This window comes from Paenibacillus radicibacter, assembly GCF_024721995.1.
GTDB classification, from domain to species: domain Bacteria; phylum Bacillota; class Bacilli; order Paenibacillales; family NBRC-103111; genus Paenibacillus_AM; species Paenibacillus_AM radicibacter.
On record NZ_JANQBC010000007.1, the window covers coordinates 106,486 to 126,526 of the forward strand.

General features: G+C 43.5%; 16 protein-coding genes, 1 pseudogene and 1 other annotated feature. Of the genes and pseudogenes, 7 read left to right on the forward strand and 10 right to left on the reverse strand.

The features are described from left to right. Positions 1-1,302 (forward strand): purine/pyrimidine permease, encoded by a 1,302-nt coding sequence (locus NV379_RS13935; RefSeq protein WP_258207929.1) that lies wholly within the window; start codon positions 1-3, stop codon positions 1,300-1,302. Positions 1,303-1,733: 431 nt separating this feature from the next. Beyond that, positions 1,734-6,491 (forward strand): S8 family serine peptidase, encoded by a 4,758-nt coding sequence (locus NV379_RS13945; RefSeq protein ID WP_308860289.1) that lies wholly within the window; start codon positions 1,734-1,736, stop codon positions 6,489-6,491. Between the two features lie 72 nt (positions 6,492-6,563). Here the strand turns inward: NV379_RS13945 and NV379_RS13950 are convergent, their stop codons facing one another. The 5 genes and pseudogenes from NV379_RS13950 to NV379_RS13970 all read right to left on the reverse strand — a co-directional run bounded on the left by NV379_RS13950 (position 6,564) and on the right by NV379_RS13970 (position 10,077). Then, positions 6,564-7,256, reverse strand: a complete 693-nt coding sequence (locus NV379_RS13950) for a Dph6-related ATP pyrophosphatase (protein ID WP_258208127.1) — start codon at positions 7,254-7,256, stop codon at positions 6,564-6,566. A 15-nt stretch (positions 7,257-7,271) separates the two neighbouring features. Further along, positions 7,272-7,766: pseudogene (locus NV379_RS13955) on the reverse strand (GrpB family protein); the annotation flags it as partial. A gap of 3 nt (positions 7,767-7,769) precedes the next feature. Then, the gene (locus tag NV379_RS13960; RefSeq protein WP_258207930.1) at positions 7,770-8,657 is read right to left on the reverse strand and encodes an alpha/beta fold hydrolase; all 888 of its coding nucleotides are present in this window, start codon (positions 8,655-8,657) and stop codon (positions 7,770-7,772) included. A 25-nt stretch (positions 8,658-8,682) separates the two neighbouring features. Continuing rightward, a complete protein-coding gene (locus tag NV379_RS13965) occupies positions 8,683-8,892 on the reverse strand; it encodes a hypothetical protein (protein ID WP_258207931.1) in 210 nt (69 codons plus the stop codon). A 225-nt stretch (positions 8,893-9,117) separates the two neighbouring features. Further along, positions 9,118-10,077 carry an alpha/beta hydrolase gene (locus NV379_RS13970; protein ID WP_258208128.1) on the reverse strand — a complete coding sequence of 320 codons (960 nt, stop codon included), beginning with the start codon at positions 10,075-10,077 and terminating at the stop codon, positions 9,118-9,120. A gap of 152 nt (positions 10,078-10,229) precedes the next feature. On the opposite strand from NV379_RS13970, the gene murG reads away from it, so the two are divergent. Next, positions 10,230-11,300, forward strand: a complete 1,071-nt coding sequence (gene murG, locus NV379_RS13975) for an undecaprenyldiphospho-muramoylpentapeptide beta-N-acetylglucosaminyltransferase (RefSeq protein WP_258207932.1) — start codon at positions 10,230-10,232, stop codon at positions 11,298-11,300. A gap of 98 nt (positions 11,301-11,398) precedes the next feature. On the opposite strand, the gene NV379_RS13980 is transcribed toward murG, so the two are convergent. Further along, the gene (locus tag NV379_RS13980) at positions 11,399-12,976 is read right to left on the reverse strand and encodes a 2-isopropylmalate synthase (RefSeq protein WP_258207933.1); all 1,578 of its coding nucleotides are present in this window, start codon (positions 12,974-12,976) and stop codon (positions 11,399-11,401) included. A 95-nt stretch (positions 12,977-13,071) separates the two neighbouring features. After that, positions 13,072-13,306, reverse strand: a binding site (T-box leader). Positions 13,307-13,468: 162 nt separating this feature from the next. Here NV379_RS13980 and NV379_RS13985 point away from each other — a divergent pair. Both NV379_RS13985 and NV379_RS13990 read left to right on the forward strand, forming a co-directional pair. Beyond that, positions 13,469-14,362 (forward strand): ATP-binding cassette domain-containing protein, encoded by an 894-nt coding sequence (locus NV379_RS13985; protein ID WP_258207934.1) that lies wholly within the window; start codon positions 13,469-13,471, stop codon positions 14,360-14,362. Between the two features lie 2 nt (positions 14,363-14,364). Next, positions 14,365-15,153 carry an ABC transporter permease gene (locus tag NV379_RS13990; protein ID WP_373426117.1) on the forward strand — a complete coding sequence of 263 codons (789 nt, stop codon included), beginning with the start codon at positions 14,365-14,367 and terminating at the stop codon, positions 15,151-15,153. Positions 15,154-15,223: 70 nt separating this feature from the next. Here NV379_RS13990 and NV379_RS13995 read toward each other — a convergent pair whose 3' ends face one another. Beyond that, positions 15,224-16,009, reverse strand: a complete 786-nt coding sequence (locus NV379_RS13995) for a TetR/AcrR family transcriptional regulator (protein ID WP_258207936.1) — start codon at positions 16,007-16,009, stop codon at positions 15,224-15,226. 148 nt (positions 16,010-16,157) lie between these two features. On the opposite strand from NV379_RS13995, the gene NV379_RS14000 reads away from it, so the two are divergent. Then, on the forward strand, positions 16,158-16,835 hold the full coding sequence (locus NV379_RS14000; protein ID WP_258207937.1) for a cupin domain-containing protein: 678 nt from the start codon (positions 16,158-16,160) through the stop codon (positions 16,833-16,835). Between the two features lie 62 nt (positions 16,836-16,897). Here NV379_RS14000 and NV379_RS14005 read toward each other — a convergent pair whose 3' ends face one another. Continuing rightward, a complete protein-coding gene (locus NV379_RS14005; protein WP_258207938.1) occupies positions 16,898-17,899 on the reverse strand; it encodes a YVTN family beta-propeller repeat protein in 1,002 nt (333 codons plus the stop codon). Between NV379_RS14005 and NV379_RS14010 the strand changes: the two genes are divergently transcribed. Then, on the forward strand, positions 17,880-18,056 hold the full coding sequence (locus tag NV379_RS14010) for a hypothetical protein (RefSeq protein WP_258207939.1): 177 nt from the start codon (positions 17,880-17,882) through the stop codon (positions 18,054-18,056). The two genes, NV379_RS14005 and NV379_RS14010, sit on opposite strands and share 20 nt — an antisense overlap. A 77-nt stretch (positions 18,057-18,133) precedes the next feature. On the opposite strand, the gene NV379_RS26080 is transcribed toward NV379_RS14010, so the two are convergent. Beyond that, a complete protein-coding gene (locus NV379_RS26080) occupies positions 18,134-19,528 on the reverse strand; it encodes a YncE family protein (protein WP_308860290.1) in 1,395 nt (464 codons plus the stop codon). Positions 19,529-19,675: 147 nt separating this feature from the next. Further along, positions 19,676-20,002 (reverse strand): winged helix-turn-helix transcriptional regulator, encoded by a 327-nt coding sequence (locus NV379_RS14025; RefSeq protein WP_258207940.1) that lies wholly within the window; start codon positions 20,000-20,002, stop codon positions 19,676-19,678. Between the last annotated feature and the right edge of the window lie 39 nt (positions 20,003-20,041).

The following is a 20,041-nucleotide window of genomic DNA, read 5'->3' on the forward strand; positions in this document are numbered from 1 at the left end:
ATGAAAGTATTTTTCTCTTCATTCCAATGGGTTGTATTCATTCTGGCAGGTAGCTTGGTTGCACCAATCGCAGCAGGGCATGCATTTGGATTGCCGCCTGAGGAAATATCCAGCTTGATGCAACGCACATTCTTACTTATTGGTATTTCAGGTTTATTACAGACAGTATTCGGTCATCGTTTACCTCTTATGGAAAACCCTGCCGGGCTCTGGTGGGGTGTTTTTACCGTTTATGCAGGTTTAATTGCATCCGGTACGCTTGGGCTATCTGCGGGCTTGCAACAGCTTGAGATGGGGATGATCATTGCGGGTGTATTGTTCGCGATCGTAGCTCTTTTTAAATGGACAGAGAAGATCACGAAATTATTTACTCCGCTTGTTGTTGGTACTTATTTGATTTTACTTGTCGCACAGTTAAGTGGTTCCTTCATGAAAGGCATGATGGGGATTGGTTATTTAGATTCAACAGAAGTGAATTTACATGTGGCCGTTCCGTCCATACTAACGCTATTTATAGCGATGATCTTGCCACGAGTGAAAATTACATTCTTCCGGAACAATTCGATTTTACTTAGTCTTGCAATGGGTTGGATCTTGTTTATCCTATTTGGTGTCAGTCAGCCACAAACACCTGTAAGCACCGTATTCTCCGCACCGAAGCCATTCGAGTGGGGCATGCCGGTCTTTGATTCGGGTATTCTGGTTACTTCAATCTTCATTAGCTTGTTGCTTTTAACGAACATGATTACGAGCATTAAGGTCACAGCAGATGTGGTGAAAAGTAAGGGCGGCGACGTAAAGCCAATCCCATATAACCGTACAACAGCAATCATGGGTGTGAACAGCGTACTTGGCGGCGTATTCTCGGCGATGGGCTGTGTACCGATCTCAGGGACAGCAGGATTTATCCTGACAACAGGGATTTTCCAACGTCTGCCGTTTATCATTGCGAGTGTGTTTATGATGGGAATTAGCTTCTTCCCGCCGCTTACTGCATTCTTCTCCTCAATTCCGATGCCAGTTGGATATGCAACGATATTCGTTCCATTTGCTTCGATGTTCGCATTGGGACTGAAAGAATACAGCAACATTGAACTGAATGATAACAATAAATTTATTCTGGGTACATCACTTATGATCGGGATTGGATGTATGTTTATACCGGCATCTGCAATTGGACATTTGCCAGGACTACTTCGGACGGTTGCTAATAATGGACTTATTATGGGTATGGTAACTTGTATTGTACTGGAGCAAGTATTCCGTTTAACTGGTCGCAAGAAAGTAGTTAAAAGTAATTAGTCTGTATTTCATAGAAAATGACTTGTGGCTGCCTTCCGTGCATGGGAGGGCAGCCATTTGTTTGTGGCTTACAATTTATGATAAAAAAATTAAAATTATTTATCATCATAATTCATCAAAATCAGATATATTTCGCAAGCGCTTCATTTCTGTATTACTTTAAAGCTCTCCATTATTGAATGTCTTTGGGATAAGAGTAGCGTGCATAACTCTGGATGTAAGTTCGATTTGGACAATAGAAAGACAAAAATTTCACCGCAAATATTTACACAATATTACATACTAAACTTAATATTGCTATAAAAGAATAAAAAGGAATTCGTCCCACTATAGTAGAATGTACTATTTATTCTATGACTGATACGGTGTAAGTGCTTTCGGTTCGGTTGTAGAAGTGAATTATCATTTTACATTAGAAATGAGGGAAAAGTTTGAGAAAGAAGGTATTTAAACAAATCTCAGCAGTGGCACTTTCACTCACCCTACTCGGTTCAGGTGGCGTATTTGCCGGAAGCAGTGCGTATGCAGCTACAACTGGACCTGCTCTCCAAAAGACGATTGTACCTGCGTTAAACAAGATTCTCGCACCGTCTTTAGCAAAGTCTGCTCCACAGCAACCTGCAACCATTTCTCCTGAGATTAACACAGAATCCCCACAACTAGTACGGGTTATCGTTCAATTGCAAAGTGACCCCGTGGCTATGAGCAAATATGCTTCCAAGATGGGCCTTCGGTCCATGAGCACGTCATCTGAGACTACAATCCGCACGGAACAAACGAATCTCCTTCGTCAAGCGAGTACAGAAGGAATTCAACTCACGAAGAATTACGCGTACAGCACGGTGTTTAATGGTATGGAAGTCACAATTCCAGCTAACCAAATTCCACAGCTTGCGCAGCTTCCAGGTGTAAAGTCCATTCATGAGAACCATGTTTACTATGAACTCCCAGTGAACAGCGTTTCGCCAATGGATGCAAGTGGACCGAATTATGAATCCTTACCGATTCAGCAGATTGGTGCAGATTATGCATGGAGTAAAGGGTATACAGGTAAGGGACTTAAGATCGGTGTCATTGATACGGGTATCGATTATCTGCATCCAGATATAGCAGGTGCCTACAAAGGCGGATTTGACTCTTATTTCCAAGATAATGACCCTTATGAAGAACCGCCTGTGCCTGGAACTGCGTTTGCAGGTACATCTCACGGTTCACATGTTGCAGGTACCATCGTTGGTAGAGCTGCCAATAAAACTTCTGATATTGTGCAAAAAGGTCTTGCATATGATGCAGAACTTTACGCTTATAAAGTGCTCGGCTACAATACGGAAACTGGCAAGTCGTCAGGTAGCACCGCACAGGTGCTAGATGGTATTGAGCACGCTGTAAATGATGGTATGGACGTGATTAACCTTTCACTCGGGTCGGATTCAGATAAAGATCCGAACTCACCGGAATCCATTGCACTGAACAATGCTGTATTATCAGGTATTGTTGTAGCAGTAGCAAGTGGTAATGCGGGAGATAAAGGTCCGTATTACTATTCCATGGGTTCCCCAGCTTCTTCACTTCTTGCAATGTCCGTAGGTGCAGTTAATAGTCCTTCGAAGCGTTATGCAGTGGATGCTACAAGTACAGTAACACTTCCAATTGTACCAACACCAGCTCCGACACCAGTAGTTACTCCAACACCGAGCGCAACACCAGCTCCGACACCAGTAGTTACACCAACACCAAGTGCAACACCAGCTCCAACACCAGAAGTTACGCCTGTACCGAGCGTGACACCAGCCCCAACACCAGCCCCAACACCAGAAGTCTCTCCTACACCAAGCGCAGTTCCGACACCAATACCGCAATCTACATCTGCACCAGAAGAAACCATTCAACCTGCTCCAGCTTCTGTTGTTGCATTCAAAGGTGGTTTGGCAACAAATTTAGATCAAACACCTGCGGTAGAAGCAACAGCTGCACCGGTTGAAACTTCTGCACCAGTAACGGTTGTATCACCAGCTTCAGACAATCAAGTTTCTGTTCCAGCAACAGAATTGGTACCCGCACAGCAGGCGATTGATGCGGCATCCACAGCTTCCAACAATTTTGACTTGATGGCGTGGTATTCGGGTCAAGATAATTTTGCGTCCATCTTTGGAACGGATCCAATTGAGACGGTCTATGTTGGAATTGGGAATGTATCTGATTACGTTGGTAAAGATGTGACAGGGAAAGTTGTCCTTGTTTCCAGAGGTTCCCTTGCATTTGTCGATAAGATTAAGATCGCGAAGCTTAACAATGCTAGAGGAATCATTATTTTCAATGGTAACGTATTGCCAGGAACAAGCACGCCTGATTTATCTGAATCCGTTGCAGGAAGAGATGGTAAAGTAGGCGGTACCGGTTACGTTGGCGATTCATTCGATTTCATTCCTGCATTTGATATGGTAGGTAAAGACGGACGTAAGCTTGCAAAGCAATTACTGGATAATCCAGGTTCCAAATTAACATTCACATTTGGCAGCAACTACATTCCAGCTATTGCAGCTGGCGATACAATGGCTACATTCAGCTCTAGAGGCCCTGAGTCGGATGATAAATTTAGCATCAAGCCAGATTTTACGGCACCAGGGGTTAACGTTCTTTCAGTAAAACCAGAATACAGTAAATTCGATCCGTCTGCCTCATACTCTGAGGGGTATCAACGTATGAGCGGAACAAGTATGGCTACACCGCATGTTGCAGGTCTGTCGCTATTACTTAAGCAAGCTCATCCAGAATGGTCCCCATTCGATATTCGTGCTGCATTAGCGAATACGGCTGATCAAACTCGTGATGAATTTGGTACGTTGTACGATGTGTACTCACAAGGTGCTGGTCGTGTAAACGTGAAGAATGCACTGCAAACACCAGCTTTGTTACAAGCAGTTGAAGAGTTAACGATTCTGGATAAGAACTTGAATCCACAAGTCGTTACGAATTACAACAGCAGCACGAGTTTCGGTCTGATGAAGCAAGGGGATGTGAAGACGAATGTGCTTCAATTGAAGAACACATCTGGCAGCACAGTTTCCTATCAAGCTGAAGTTCGTATGCATGCAAGCGTCACGTCTGATCCGGCGAAGCCTGTACGTACACCAGACGTCTCCAACATTCAAGTATCCCTTGATAGCGTTGGTGTGGGTCAATCCATTACAGTAGGCGGCAATGATACACAAGCATTCTCCCTTACTGTAAATCCTACTGCTGCTGCAGTTGATGGTGTCTATGAAGGTGAAGTGCTATTAACAAGCAATAGTGGTCTGCCTTCTCTGCATCTTCCGTTCGCTGTGAATGTAGGTAGCAAGATTCCGGATAACGGATTTGGCATACAGGAATTGAACATTGATACAGCATCGATTAATGATGATGGCGCTAATGGAACGCCAATAAAAGGATCATTTAAGCTTACAGCTAAAGATTCTAACTACATCATCCTCGAAATTTACGACTACAATAACGATTATGTAGGTAATTTTGGCGCATTCTTCAATAGTAACTTGAGCATGCTTTCAACTGGTTATTATTCATTTGGTGTGAATCGTGAATACACGGATGATACAGGTGCAACACCAGTGACTAAGATGCTTCCTGTTGGTCAATATCAATTGAGCATTGCAGCAGTACAGATTAATCCAAAAACGGGTCAATTCGTCCGTAAACCAGATGGAACATTGCTCATCTATCAGGGAAGCCGTTCGTTCGCTGTTAAGAACAATGATTCCTTAGAGCAAGAAAAAGTGAATGCAGCAAAAGATCAATACGTTCCTAACATCGTGAATACAACGGTCATTAGCTCGCCAGTTCTTGCACACCCGACTACAGATGGTATCACGTATCAAGTGACCAACAGCAGCAAGCCGACATACATCGGCAACGATGGTGTTCTGAAATTCTTGCCTCCAAGTGGCACTGTGAATGCGGATTTGACAGTCACGATTGCATCAAAAGTCAATCCTGCGGTTAAAGCTACAGTAAACGTTAATGTCATTCTTAAGGCACCACCTGTAAACGGTGATGCTGCTGAATTACAGAAGGTGATGAATGCTAGAAATAGCTTCACTGCGAACATTACGAATACAACGGCTACAAACGCACCCGTGCTTACGTTGCCTACTACTGAAGGTGTGACCTATCAAGTAACGGGCAGCAGCAACGCTTCTTTGATTAATAACAGTGGTACGCTTCTTTCCTTGCCAGAGTCAGGCAGTGCAACTGTGGACTTAACGGTTACGATTGCATCGGCGAAGAAAGCGAGCATCAATACAACTGTTCCGGTTAAAGTTACGCTTCAAGAGCGTGATTGGAAAGAAAAAGCTGCCGTTGCTGCAGCGAAGAGCGGTTTTGTGCCTGCTAGCGTGAATACGACGAAAGTGAAGTCGCCTGTACTGACATTCCCGACTACAGCAGATATCAAGTACGAAGTGACGAGCAGCAATAACTCGAAGTATATTAACAATAGTGGCACATTAATTGATCTTCCTCGCGGACGTGATGTGAATGCCGATCTAACAGTGACGATCTCATCCGTGGCGAAGCCACAAATCAAGGACACAACGACTTTCAAAGTTGTACTCCGTGATGTAAATGCTGTTGAGAAGGAGAAGGTAGCAGCAGCGAAGAGTAGCTTTGCTCCAGTTAAAGTAAATACGACGGAGCTTCGCTCACCTGTACTGACATTACCAAGTACGCCAGGAATTAAGTACGAGGTAACTCGCAGCAGTAATTTCTTCTACATTAGCAATAGTGGTAAGTTAATTGATCTGCCACGTGGTCGTGATGTGAATGTAGAACTGACAGTGACGATCTCTTCTGCTAGTAATCCATTCATAAGCGATACAGTGAAAGTTAAAGTGGTTCTGAAGGATGCAGATGCAGCTGAGAAACAGCGTGTAGCAGATGCGAAGAGCAGCTTCGCTCCTACTAGCGTGAATACGACGAAGCTCAGATCCGATGTACTCACTTTCCCGAATACGCCAGGCATTACGTATCGCGTAGTGGATAGCAGTGATTCCTACTACATCAGCGATTCAGGCAGGTTGTATAATCTTCCTCGCAAGGGAGATGTGAAGGTGAATTTAACGGTGAGAATCGCTTCTTCCTCCAAACCGTACATTTATACAGATGTAAAAGTGCCGGTTACACTTAAGAAGTAAGCGAATATGATGAAGAAAAGCAAGCGTTCCGTTCGTCGGAATGCTTGCTTTTTGTTTTAACATAATAATTATTTATAGATCGAGTTCAAGGGGGAGGAATGCATATTTCCCATCGTAGGTAATTTCACTCTTGCGGACCGGAATCGGCTGTTGGAACAATGGACCATCAATTACAGTCGTATGAAACTCACCACTTTCACCACAAGGATCAATGCCACGATCTTCTAATTCTTGTACATAATCAAGTGTGAAAATACGACCTAAATCCTGCTCGGTCATCCCTTTCGTTAAATCGACAGAGACAATCATTGTAATGAAATCATGACGAATAAAGTCCTCAACTGCTTCACGGTGACCCATTTCCCAAAGCGGCATCCCAAGCTTTAAGCCAGCATTCTGCGTGACGCGATCGAGCCAGTTGCCATGTGCAGGAACATCAATATCTCCAGATACGAGCACCTCGGCACCTTGGCTTTTTGCTTCGGCTAATAGACGCATGAGGTTTTCTTCGTAAGCTTTCCAGCTTGTGGCGGAGGCGTAGAGAGGAACACCGATGGATTCCACTTGCGCTTTGACGACTTCGGGTGGCATTCCGTGTGCTCTTGAGCGCGTACCTTCCTCTTCTAGCATTGTAATGACACCGATACATGTACCGACTTGTATCGCTTTGTATAAAGCTAGTGTGCTGTCTTTACCACCACTAAACAAAGCGACGAACGTTCGGCCGTCAGCACCACTCTTCCAACCTGTTGTTGGTGTGAACAATACTTTATCGAGAATGCTTCTTACGAAGTCGGTTTTACCTTCTACGTAACGATCAATATCGCTTGGGTGCTGCTTGGCGAGCTGTTGTTTCAATTCACCGTAAGCATCCCGAGCGCTTGGATACTGCCTGAGATAATCACGGAGTGCAATATGTTCCAGAAATCCTTTACCGTCCTTCGGGCACACATAGAGGTGATATTTCATGTGCCCATCATTGAACGTACGCTGGAATGCCTCGCGACCTTCAACCCCCATATTGCCTTGATGGACATAGCCTTCCTTCGCTAATCGCTCAACGATTGCAGGAAGCATTTCGTATGAATCGATCACGATATCCAGATCAATGATGGGTTTGGCAGGTAAGCCTTCGACAGAAGTGCTGCCAACATGTTCAATTCGCAAGATGAGATCACCAATGTACGATCCAATCATGGCTGCGATTTGTTCGAAGGCTTCTTTCCATTCTTGCTTGTACGGTACAATTTCAATAACTCGTGTTCGTTCTGCCATGGTTTAAACTCCTTTATTACGTATCTGATTTGCTTCTAAAAATTCAAATAATATCGGATACATTTCCTTGCTCGTATCACCAATCCAGATGAGGTGCCCCCACGTCTTAAGGATATGTAGCTCTGACTTAGGAACCATTTGTTGAGCGTGATAAGCATGTTCCGCTGGGACAGATGCGTCGTATTGACTATGTAAGATGAGTGTTGGACTTTGGATGCTGGATAGCTTGGATTCATGGGCGATATTCTGACAAGTTTGTGTAAGGTCAATCATAAAGCCAGATCCAGACCGTTGTCTAGTTAACATCCTACTGAATTTAAGCCAATCCTGATCGCTGAATTGTTGGGTGACGAGTTGTGGGTTTTGCGAACTAAAGGATGCAATCATGCTTTTACAAGCAAATTTAGGGGAAATCTTATTCATAAGACGGAGGAGTGTCCATACGATTTGTTCTGTAAAAGGATTGAACATGATCCGTCCAGCTTTATACAATCGATCATGAGGTGTTAGCCATTGCTTGGTAACGGCTGATTGCAAGGTAAGGGTTTCTACGCAATTAGGGTAGTTAGAAGCCAGATATATCCCGCTCAGACCGCCTGCTGAAATCGCGATAACATGTACACGCTGTAAATTTAAATAGACGAGTAGTTCCACATAGGCAGAAGATGCATCATCAAGAGATGATCCAAGTGCTTTAGCAGTACGTCCATAGCCGGGTCTTGATGGTGTGATAATGGAATACCCCTGTTCTATAAGTTCGGTATATCCCATATCCTCATGGCAATTCGAATGTCCACCATGTAAAACGAGAATGGGGATGCCTGCTCCTTGAATGGAGTATTCGAGTTGGTGTCCAGAGCTAGTCACGTAACAGTCAACAATTTTACCCATAATAGAGGACCTCTTTTTCGTTTAATCAAATGAATGATTGCAAGCCTTTATATAAGAAAGAAATATATTGTTTGAGTGTGTCATAGCGGGTTTCTGGTTGAGGGTTCTGCCTAATAATTTCAAAATAGCCTTGAATAAAGGCGACGGCGATTGGCCAAGAAACAGCAGTTGTAAATTCTATTTGATCTTGCTTACTATTGTAGGTTGTGAGATGGGTGGGCACATTGTCTGCCATGAGTTGATACAATTCTTGAATGTAATTCTCATGTTTGGTTCCTTTACTGCCATCAATCAGAATAAGAAGCGGGATGCGATCGTGTTCGATTAGAGTGGACAGTCGATGTACGATTAATTCAAATTTGTTGTTATCAGATATTTTTCAAGTATGATGGTGTGAGAGGTTAGGGGCTAGCCGCCCCTATCTACTCGATTGTAGTTCTCCTAATTCGACTATGAGCGATTATTTCATGTATTTGTTCGTGAAATCCCAAATTTTATTCCAGTAAACAGCGCCTGCAAGATGAGCTCCTCCATGACCTGCTCCTTCAACGATCAGAAGATCTTTATCAACAGAGGCTGCCTGATATAGCTCATGAACCATCTCATACGGCACGAAAGTATCTTGGTCACCATGAATGAATAACATTGGAGTCTTGCTCTTCTTAACTTGTTCTAATGCAGAAGCTTCTTTCATATCGTATCCCGCACGATACTCGGCAACTAGATTCGAAGCCGTCATGATAGGGAATGGTGGCAGTTTGAATAAACGATTGAGTTGATACGCGAATTCATCATAAGCTGATGTATACCCACAGTCTTCCACAATCACTTTGACATTCCCGGGAAGATTTTCCCCAGAAGTCATCATAACGGTAGCTCCACCCATCGATACCCCATATAGCATAATCTGTGACTGTGGATCTTTCTCTACAATTTGGTTGATCCACCCCATCATATCGAATCGATCATGCCAGCCCATACCGATATAGTCGCCTTCACTTTCTCCATGTCCACGCAAGTCAACTAATAAGACATTATACCCTTGATCGAAGAACTTCTTGGTGGATTGCGCCATTTGTTTGCCATAGCCGGAATAGCCATGTGCAACGACGACCCAACGATCTGTTGACCTTTCTTGCATGTATTCATAACCTTGTAGCTTTAGTCCATCATAAGATGTTAGCGTTACCTGGTTATGTGGTGCTGTCTCAATCCATATCTTCGCAAGTTTACCCTCTTGAACTTCTTGATCTTCCAGCTTCATCGTAGGCATTGCGCGTGATAAATCCGGATTATTCTTCAAGAATGGACGCTCAGCCTTCGGATTAAGTGCTAGATTATAAAAGTAATTCCCGATAAAGCCAAGTCCAACTACAATAACAATTACGACAACAAGACTTGTAATAAGTGTGATTTTCATTTTCTTAGTCAACGACCATCCCTCCTATCTTTAATTGTATTAGAAAAAAAGGGCGGTGTCTGTGCAAATTGAAGTATCGCAAGTAAGTTGTTTTCATTTTTTTTTCAAGTATAATCGAGTGAGACTAATTGAAAATAAAAGAGGATTTATTTATGAAAAGAATAATGTTTACCGGTGGAGGCTCTGCGGGGCATGTGACTGTGAATTTGGCGTTAATTCCACACTATCTCGAGCAAGGTTATGTGGTGGATTATATTGGTTCAGAGAATGGCATTGAGAAGCAGCTTATCGCTTCGCTTCCGAATGTGAATTATTTTCCAATTGCAACAGGGAAATTAAGAAGATATTGGAGTTGGGATAACTTCAAAGATCCGTTCAAAGTATGTAAGGGCGTATTACAAGCAATCAAGATCATTAAACAGCGTAAACCGGATCTGTTATTCTCAAAAGGTGGCTTTGTATCCGTTCCTGTCATTATGGGTGCGAAGATGAACAAAGTACCAGTCATTATTCATGAATCGGATATTACACCGGGACTTGCGAATCGAATTGCGACTCCGATGGCGACGGCGGTATGTACAACCTTCGTGGAGACCGTTAAAGGGCTTAAACAAGGGGTTAATGGGTATCATGTTGGGGCGATTATGCGTCCTGAGATAATGAACGGGGATGCAGTGAAGGGCAGAGCGTTCGCTGGCTTTACATCCGCAAAACCCATTCTGCTTATTATGGGCGGTAGTCTAGGTGCTCAGAGTATTAATCGCGCCGTACGTGAAGTATTGCCTCTGATTACAGAGGAGTTCCAAGTCGTTCATTTATGTGGAAAGAATCAATTGGATGCATCGATTACCAATCCGAATTATCGTCAGTACGAATATATCGAACAAGAACTTCCTGATGTCCTAGCGATGGCAGATTTAGTGATCTCACGTGCAGGATCGAATTCGATCTTCGAGTTCTGTGCGCTGCACAAGCCGATGCTGCTCATTCCACTATCAGCGAAGCAGAGTAGGGGCGATCAGATACTCAACGCTCGTTCTTTCCATAAAGCTGGGTATTGTGAAGTCATCGAGGAAGAGAATTTAACAGCAGGTACGTTACTCAAAGGAATGAATGATTTGCACACGAACCGAGACAAGTATATTACCAATATGCGTAATAGTAAGCAGGAGAATGCGATCGAATATGTGCAGGATCTTATTAAGCGATATGCACGTGTGTGATAATCAATAATAACAGGTGATAAATAACGAAAGCCTCCATATAGGAGGCTTTTTTTGCGCTAAATTGTAGCTTATCCATGCATGAGTTGTATTCCTGTTTACTCCGCGATCAAATACTCGTCTTCGGCTTCCTCAGTTTGTTCAAACTTATTCGAAGCGTCGAGTAAGATCGCGTTAATACCGTTCAAGAAAGCAAGACCACTTGCCTTAATAATGTCGGTATCCATCGCACGACCGGAATAGATTTTACCTTCATATTCGACGCGGATGTTGACGCGGCCAACGGCTTCTTTTCCACGAGATAAGCTGTTAATCTTATAGTCCTTCAGCTGTACATCGATTCCGACAAGCTGACGAATAACGCTGTACAGCGCATCGATTGGACCATCGCCAACACTGCTGCCCTTAAGAATTTCACTGCCACGACGTAGCTTAACGGTTGCAGTTGGATACATGTCATTGGTCACCACTTGGAACGATTCCATATCAAACAATTGATGTTCACTTGCGTCTATTGTGCGGTGGTTCGTCACCAAGTAGAAGACGTCATGGTCATATACTTCTTTCTTCGCATCCGCAAGAGTTAGGAACTTCGCAAATAATTGCTCGAAGTCATCATTGTCACTCGTGTCAAAGCCCATTTTCTCTACCGCATTCTTAAACGCATGACGACCGGAGCGGGCAGTTAGGATCAGCTCCATGCTGTCTGCACCCACATCTTCTGGCGCCATGATCTCATACACTTGCTTATCCTTAAGCAATCCATCTTGGTGAATACCGGATGAATGCGCGAATGCGTTCTCGCCTGTGATCGCTTTGTTTACTTGAACATCAAGTCCTGTCAGATGGCTGACAAGGCGCGATGTACGAAGTAATTCTGTTGTGCGAATGTCGGTATGGCAATTGTAGTAGTTCTCACGAACTTTAATCCCCATCACAACTTCTTCAAGAGAAGCATTACCTGCGCGCTCACCTAGTCCGTTAATCGTTACTTCCACTTTCTCCGCACCATTCTTGATCGCTTGCAATGTATTTGCTGTTGCCATGCCAAGGTCATTGTGGCAGTGAACGCTTAGGATCACTTTATCATTCAAGTTCTTCAGACGATCGTTAATTCTACGAATTAAATCCCCGAATTCTTCTGGAACAGCATAGCCCACTGTATCTGGGACGTTAATCATCGTTGCCCCAGCCTTCACAACCCCTTCAATCGTACTCCATAAGTATTCAAAATCAGATCGGGATGCATCTTCCGTGGAGTATTGCACATTCGGAAGGAGTGTCTTCGCATATTTCACTGCATCAATTCCCATTTGCAATATATCAGTCTTGGAGCGATTGAATTTCTTTTCCACATGAATGTTGGAAGTACCTAGTACGATATGAATGAGCGGATTTTGAGCAATGCGGACACTTTCGTATACCGCATCGATGTCGCTTTTGACAGCACGAGCAAGTGCAGTGATCGACACGGTGTCGCCTACGCTTCTTGCAATTTCTTGTACCGCTTGAAAATCCCCTGCAGAAGAAGCGGGGAAGCCTGCTTCGATAATATCTACATTCAACCGCTTAAGTTGCTGAGCGATTTCGATTTTTTGTTGTAAATTGAGTTTAGCCCCTGGTACCTGTTCACCATCACGTAATGTTGTATCAAACACAATAATTTTTCGACTCATCATAAACGCCTCCTAAGTCTTCTCATTTGTATTTATATGTGAAGCGGGGTTAGTTAAATCCGGATTTTAACTAACAAAAAAACCCCGTCTCTACGTATAGAGACGAGGTTGAACCCGCGGTACCACTCTAATTCATTTCATTTAAGAAATGATCTTAATTCGATGGCTAGCACCATCTATCCCTGTAACGGTGGAATTCCGGCTTACCCTACTTATAGTCAGGCAGCAGTTCATAGACGAGTTCGAAATGGACGACATTACCGTTTCACACCAACCAACGGCTCTCTGGAAAGTCACTGCACTTCTACTATTTCTAATCATAACGTTCGAATATGAAATTGATTAAAACTGATTTTAGGGGAAACAGAACTAATTGTCAATAGTTAATTTTCAGAAATATTTTTCAAATAAAGAGTTGATATTTAATTGTATACATCATATACTGTTTATATAAAACACAGTTAATTGAGCGATTATGAGAGGGGAATGTGTATGCGGCCATATGCCATTGAAGTGATAGGGCTAAAGAAAAGTTTCGGTAAACAAGTGGTGCTAGATGGGGTGGATTTGATGGTTCCAACGGGAAGTGTGTATGCACTTCTTGGTCCTAATGGTGCGGGGAAGACGACTCTGATTAACATCTTATCGACATTAGTTGCCGCAGATGACGGGGAAGTGAAAATTGCGGGGTATGATGTTCGTCGTGAGTTGGATGAAGTTAAACGTTCGATCAGTTTAACAGGGCAATTCGCAGCTGTGGATGAGAAGTTAACCGCGGAGGAGAACTTGAACATGATCGGTAGACTTTGTGGATTGACCAAACCAGAAGCTCACTTGCGTACTAGTGAATTACTGAATCATTTTGACTTAATGGCATCCGCCAAAAAACAAGTGCATACCTACTCTGGCGGAATGCGACGAAGATTGGATCTAGCCATTAGTCTTGTGATTAGCAGACCTGTTCTATTCTTGGATGAACCGACTACGGGGCTTGATACAACGAGTAGACGTGTTTTGTGGGAAATTATTCTGAATTTAAAGCAGCAAGGTATTACGATCTTTCTCACTACGCAGTACCTGGAGGAAGCTGATCAGTTGGCAGACATCATTAGTGTGATTAACGGTGGTCGCATTGTAGCAACGGGAACTGCTGAAGAACTTAAATCTCGTGTAGGCGGAGAAGTGATCGAACTACGGAATGCTAAGGATGAAGTCATTCGTACGATACCAACATCAGGTGATATGCAAGATATTCGTTTCACCTTGAATGAGATTGCAAATAAACTTCCGCATGATACGAAAGTGAGTCTTCGCAAACCAAGTATGGATGATGTGTTCGTTGCCCTTACGTCCAATTCTATGCAAGTAGAGGAGTCGATTTCATGAATATGAATCATATGGTTCAACCAAGTCGAGATGCATCATTTGCAAGTGTGAACGCGATTTTTATCGGACGTAGCCTAAGACTGAGCTTGCGAAATACCGAACAACTTATTATGGCGATCATGCTGCCAATAATGCTTATGCTGCTCTTTACGTATGTATTTGGCGGTGCAATTGCAAGGGAAGGCGACTATGTGAATTACGTCGTTCCCGGCATCATTCTGCTTTGCGTAGGGTTCGGTTCTTCGAGTACAGCAGTCGATGTAGCAACGGATATGACCAATGGGATCATTAATCGGTTCCGAACGATGCCGATATCAAGTATGGGCGTTGTGGTTGGTCATGTTGTGGCGAGTCTAGTACGGAATTTATTCGCTACAGGTATTGTCATTGGTGTCGCGTTACTTGTCGGGTTCTCCCCTTCAGCTAGTTTCATGGAATGGCTGGGTGCGTTAGGCATTATCGTTCTATTCCTGCTTACGTTTACATGGTTATTTGCTGCGATTGGCTTAGTGACGGGAAGTCCGTCTGCTGCAAGTGGATATGGGTTCGCACTTCTATTTCTTCCTTATCTCTCTAGTGCCTTTGTTCCGATTGACACGATGCCTTCTTGGCTTCAGGGTGTTGCTACGTATCAACCGATTACACCTGTTATTGAGAGTATTCGAGGTCTTCTAACAGGTGGACTTGCGTACAATCAAGTGTGGAGCGCAATTGCTTGGTGTCTGGGGCTTCTCTTCATAGCGATGATATGGAGTGTGTACGCATTTAAGCGTAAAGCGGGTAGAAGATAATATCGTGTGAATATAAGTAAATAAACAGCAGCTCGTTACACAATCGAGCTGCTGTTTTTGTATGTGAAGACTATTTACTTTGTCCATGATTCAAATAGTGCTCGATCCCATCAAGAATGCGTTCGAGTCCGAAATCGAAGTCATTAATGGTATCTGATTCTTGTTCTTGATCTTCTGTGTACGCGCCTGACTCAACAAGTGGTGCTAAATAGGGATAGCGCTCCTTCGTCACGAGCTGCTTGAGTGCCCCCGTATAGTAGCTTCCGTTAATTGTCTCTGGATTTACACCTGACTGAATGGCCTTGGTAAAGTCAGCCGAAATAATTCCTACCGAACGCGCATAACTGCTTAATAGGAGGATGAAGGACATTTTTTCATAATCACTCAAGGGGAAATGCCGCATTGTGCGTAAACCCCAATCCACAAAAACAAGATTATTAGGCGTTAGGGGAATACCTGATACAGGAATATCACCGAACCATGGATGTTTGTTAAAGATGTAAATACAAGTCTGGACATACTGACGCATTTCTTCCCGCCAGCCGATGGAGTCATCAAGTGGAGGAATATCCAGTTTACATATCGCTTCTTGCATCAAGACTAATAAGTCGTCTTTGCTTGTAATATAGCGATAAAGCGACATTGGTGTGAAACCAAGCGATGCGGCTACCCGGTTCATTGAGACAGCTCCAAGTCCATCTTGATCGGCAATTTGAACGGCAGCTTCGACGATTTTATCAATACTAAGCTCGCCTTTAGGGCCTCGCTTCGATTGTTTAATAAATCCCCAAGAAATCGCAACGCCATTAGGTAACTTCTTGATTTCTTCGTTATCGATCCATGAATCATTCGACATTATGTTGTCTCCCGTAAATTGTTTATTTAATAAACAGTATATCACTTTTTAATTATTTTTCATTACAAAACCGAACTTTCAAGAAGCGGCTAACATAAGATATGCAATCAGGCAGATGCCTACTACGGACGAGGGGGCTGTGAGGATAGTGGCGGTATCTTATATGGACTATGCTTCACCTAATGCACAATTTACGTATGACTTGCGAAACAATGTATTTTACAAAAAAGATAATCAGAATTTCATCTTAGCACTTTCCATTAGTCAGTTAAACACACTAGGGAATTCATCCTTACTAGATATTTATTTGAGTACGGGCAATATCATTGAGCCACATACACATCAGAATGCAACTGAGCTTGTCTATCTGATATCAGGTGGAGCTGTCGTGTCGATCATTAATCCTTTTACAAAAGAGCTGCATCATTATCCACTGGGCCCAGGGCAGGTTGCGAATGTACCGCAAGGCTGGTGGCACTATGAGGTTGCTTCAGAAGATAATACCCACTTGCTTGCGATCTTTGATGCGCCTGTGCCTGAGTTTATTCCAGGTTCTGATGTGCTGCGATTGACACCTGCTAGTTTACTTGCGCGTACGTATTGTCTGAATGAAGAGAAGGTGCAGGAAGCATTCGCTCCAATTAAGACAACAGTCGTCATCGGACCCCCGAGCGATTGCAAAATTAGAAAAGAAGAGAAAGCCGTTATTCATCATGTAGAGGAACACTATACGAAGCATTACAAGCCTTATGAACCGAATGGGCAGCACGTACAGCGCAACATGATTGGGAATGGGTGGAAGTATTCGAATGATATCGAGATGTAGTATGAACAAGAAGACCGTGTGAACCCCATATTTCGGGTCACACGGTCTTCGCTTTGATCCAACTATGGAAGGAGATTGATGTCTTGAGCGGAGCCGACAAAGATTGTATCAATGACTGTATTCGTAGTCGAGTCAATGATAGTGACCGACCTGCCCGTATAAGAAACAACGTAAAGGCGGTTACTTGTTGAACTGATGGCTGCGCCAACTGGCAATGCTCCGACAGGTATAACGGCAATAAGTGTGTTCATGATCCCCTCAATCACATGGACTGTACTGCTTACCTGATTCGTGACGTACAACAAATTTGTAGCTGGATTTACGGTGATACTTATAGGCGAATCTCCTGATGGGATTGTTCCGATGAGTGTGTTGGTCAAGCTGTTGATAACGGAAATGTCGAGACTTGTGTGGTTAGGGACGTAAATACGATTTGTATTTGGATTGAAACCCATTCGGATGGGTTCTAGCCCTACGGCAATCGTTGCAATCACCGTATTGGTAGCACCATTAATGACAGATACATTATTACTAAAAGAGTTCGCGACATAAATCTGATTCGTGTTGGTGTTGACGATTGGCGTTTGTGGATTAGCTCCAACTGAAATGGTAGCAATACCTATATTAGTGATCCCATTAATAACAGAGACAGTCCCATCCGTTTCATTGGAAACATAAACGATGTTGGTGTTGGGATTCACCCCGACACCTGAAGGCATGTTACCTACTGGGATCGTTGTCGTGATTTTACCGGAAGTTAGGTCGATCACATTAAGTAGATTTAATGCACCACTTGTTACATAGGCACGATTCGTATTCGGATTAATATCAACGCTATTGGAACTGACTCCAGTCGGAAAAATTGCAATTGGATCATCGATATTCATGACATAGATAGAGGAAGTACCTTCAACGATTGGAACAAGGAAGCGATCGATCTGGTGCGTCATGGAAGCTCCTGTTGAGCCAGTTACGCCAGTGATACCAGGCATACCAGAGACACCATCAAAACCTGTAATGCCAATCGGGCCGGGAGGGCCCTGCGTGCCTATTGGTCCTACCACACCAGGTGGGCCTATCGATCCCATTGGTCCTGTAGAACCTGTTATGCCTGGATTGCCAGTCGTCCCTGTTGGACCCGAACAACCACGTACAGGTGGAGTGGGTACAGTACCTTTGAATGATGTTCGTTTGGTAGTAGAAGATTTAGAGCCGTTCTGAAAAGGTCTCTTCGTAGAAACTGTTTATTTCTCGGCCATTTGCGATCACCTTTCCGAATAAGACCATGATGAATTAAGCTATGGCAGAATGCCGACTCCATGGGCATGATTGACGAGTATGGTGTCGATTACCGTATTGGTGTCGCCATCAATGACAGTTACATTGTTGCTGATTAAATTGGATACATAAATGCGATTCGTTGTCGGATTAACACCAATGCCACTTGGGAATTGACCGACAGAAATCGATGCGATGATCGTATAAGTAATCCCTTCAATAACAGTTACTTGGTTACTAGATTGATTGGCAATATAAATGGTATTCGAATTTGGATTCACTGCTGCTGCTCCAGGAGACAAGCCAGCAGGAACAGTTGTAATGACTGTATTCGTGACACCATCGATAACGGATACGTTGTTGCTATTCAGATTGGGAACATAGATTTGATTGGTGTTCGGATTAACAGCAAGTGTTGCGGGTGCACTACCAACAGGAATTGTTGAAATGATGATTCCTGTTGCACCATCCATAACCGAGACGTTATTACTGACGGCATTGCTCACATAGATTAAATTCGTTTTGGGATTCGCGCTTGGATTCTGTGGTGCCATACCTACAGGTACAGCTGTAATCGGTGTATTGAGGATACCATTTAAGATGGAAATGTTGTTACTTGCACCATTGGAAACACACAGGATATTGGTGTTGGGATTGGCACATACCCCAGATGGCAGGGAGCCAACGGGAATGGTTGCTACGACGGTATTCGCAATACCATTGATAACCGTAACGGTATTGGAAGGTCCATTGGTAACATACACAGAGTCGGTATTGGTATTGACACCAATTCCACTGGATGTCGTACCCGTTGGAATCGTTGCAAGGATTAGATTGGTCATTCCATCAATGACAGAGATGTTTCCATCACCTGGAATGAAGATACGGTTTACAGATGTAGACCCCGTAGGTCCTGTAGCACCAGTGGGTCCAGGAATCCCTTGCAAGCCTTGAATTCCGACGGGACCGCTTGCCCCAACTGGCCCCATTATGCCTTGTGGTCCTTCGGGTCCAACTTCACCTACGGGACCGATTGGACCTGTAGGGCCAGGAGCACCAGTAGGTCCTGTGGGTCCCGTGGGTCCCTTGCTGTGTACAATTTTGCAGCAAGATGATTTGTTGCCCGATTTCTCGAATCGCTTGGGTTTCTTATCCGTGACCGATGTGTTCGTTTTGTGAATATGAATCTGAGGGTCGGTTGTTTCAGTTGAGCTTATTGGATCGATAGAAGGCTCGATTTCATTAGGTTCAGTAGAGACAATCTTATCTGTTGTACGTGTAGCATAGGGTGCCTTTTTTGCTGATAAAGCAGGTATAGTACTTTTAGTTGTGCCAGGAATAGATGCTTTTTTGTTAGGTGGAACGGATATGGAATTCTTTGCTGCGGTCGCTTTTGTTTTTTTTTTATTATCCATAGCTGATCCCCTTCCTGAATCTTAGGTGAATGAAGGCTGAACATTGATGGTTTTCATTTGATTCCCATTATATGGACCGGTATCCCTGTGTTCTTTAGGCAGAATCCCTTATTTCGATTAGATAAAAAAATGGACGGATAACGGGGCTTATCGCTCCCATCTCTCCGTCCAACCTTCCATTTCCTTAAGTGCTGCTTTGAAATCTTTTCCCTTTTCCGTTAAAGAATATTCGACTGAAACAGGTACAGTAGGTGTTACTACACGGTTAACGATCCCAAAGCTTTCGAGATGTCTGAGGGTATCGGTTAAGGATTGCGTCTTTATGATCGCGACATCACGTAATAGTTGTTTGAATCTACGAGGTCCTCTATCCAGTTCTGCAATGACGAAGAATGCCCACTTCGATCCTAGAATTTCAAGTACACTGCAGAGGCTGGTGTAATTTTTTGTGAATTCAGTTATTTTTAATTCCATGTACGCCACCTACTTACTATTAGTTAGTTGGTCAAAATG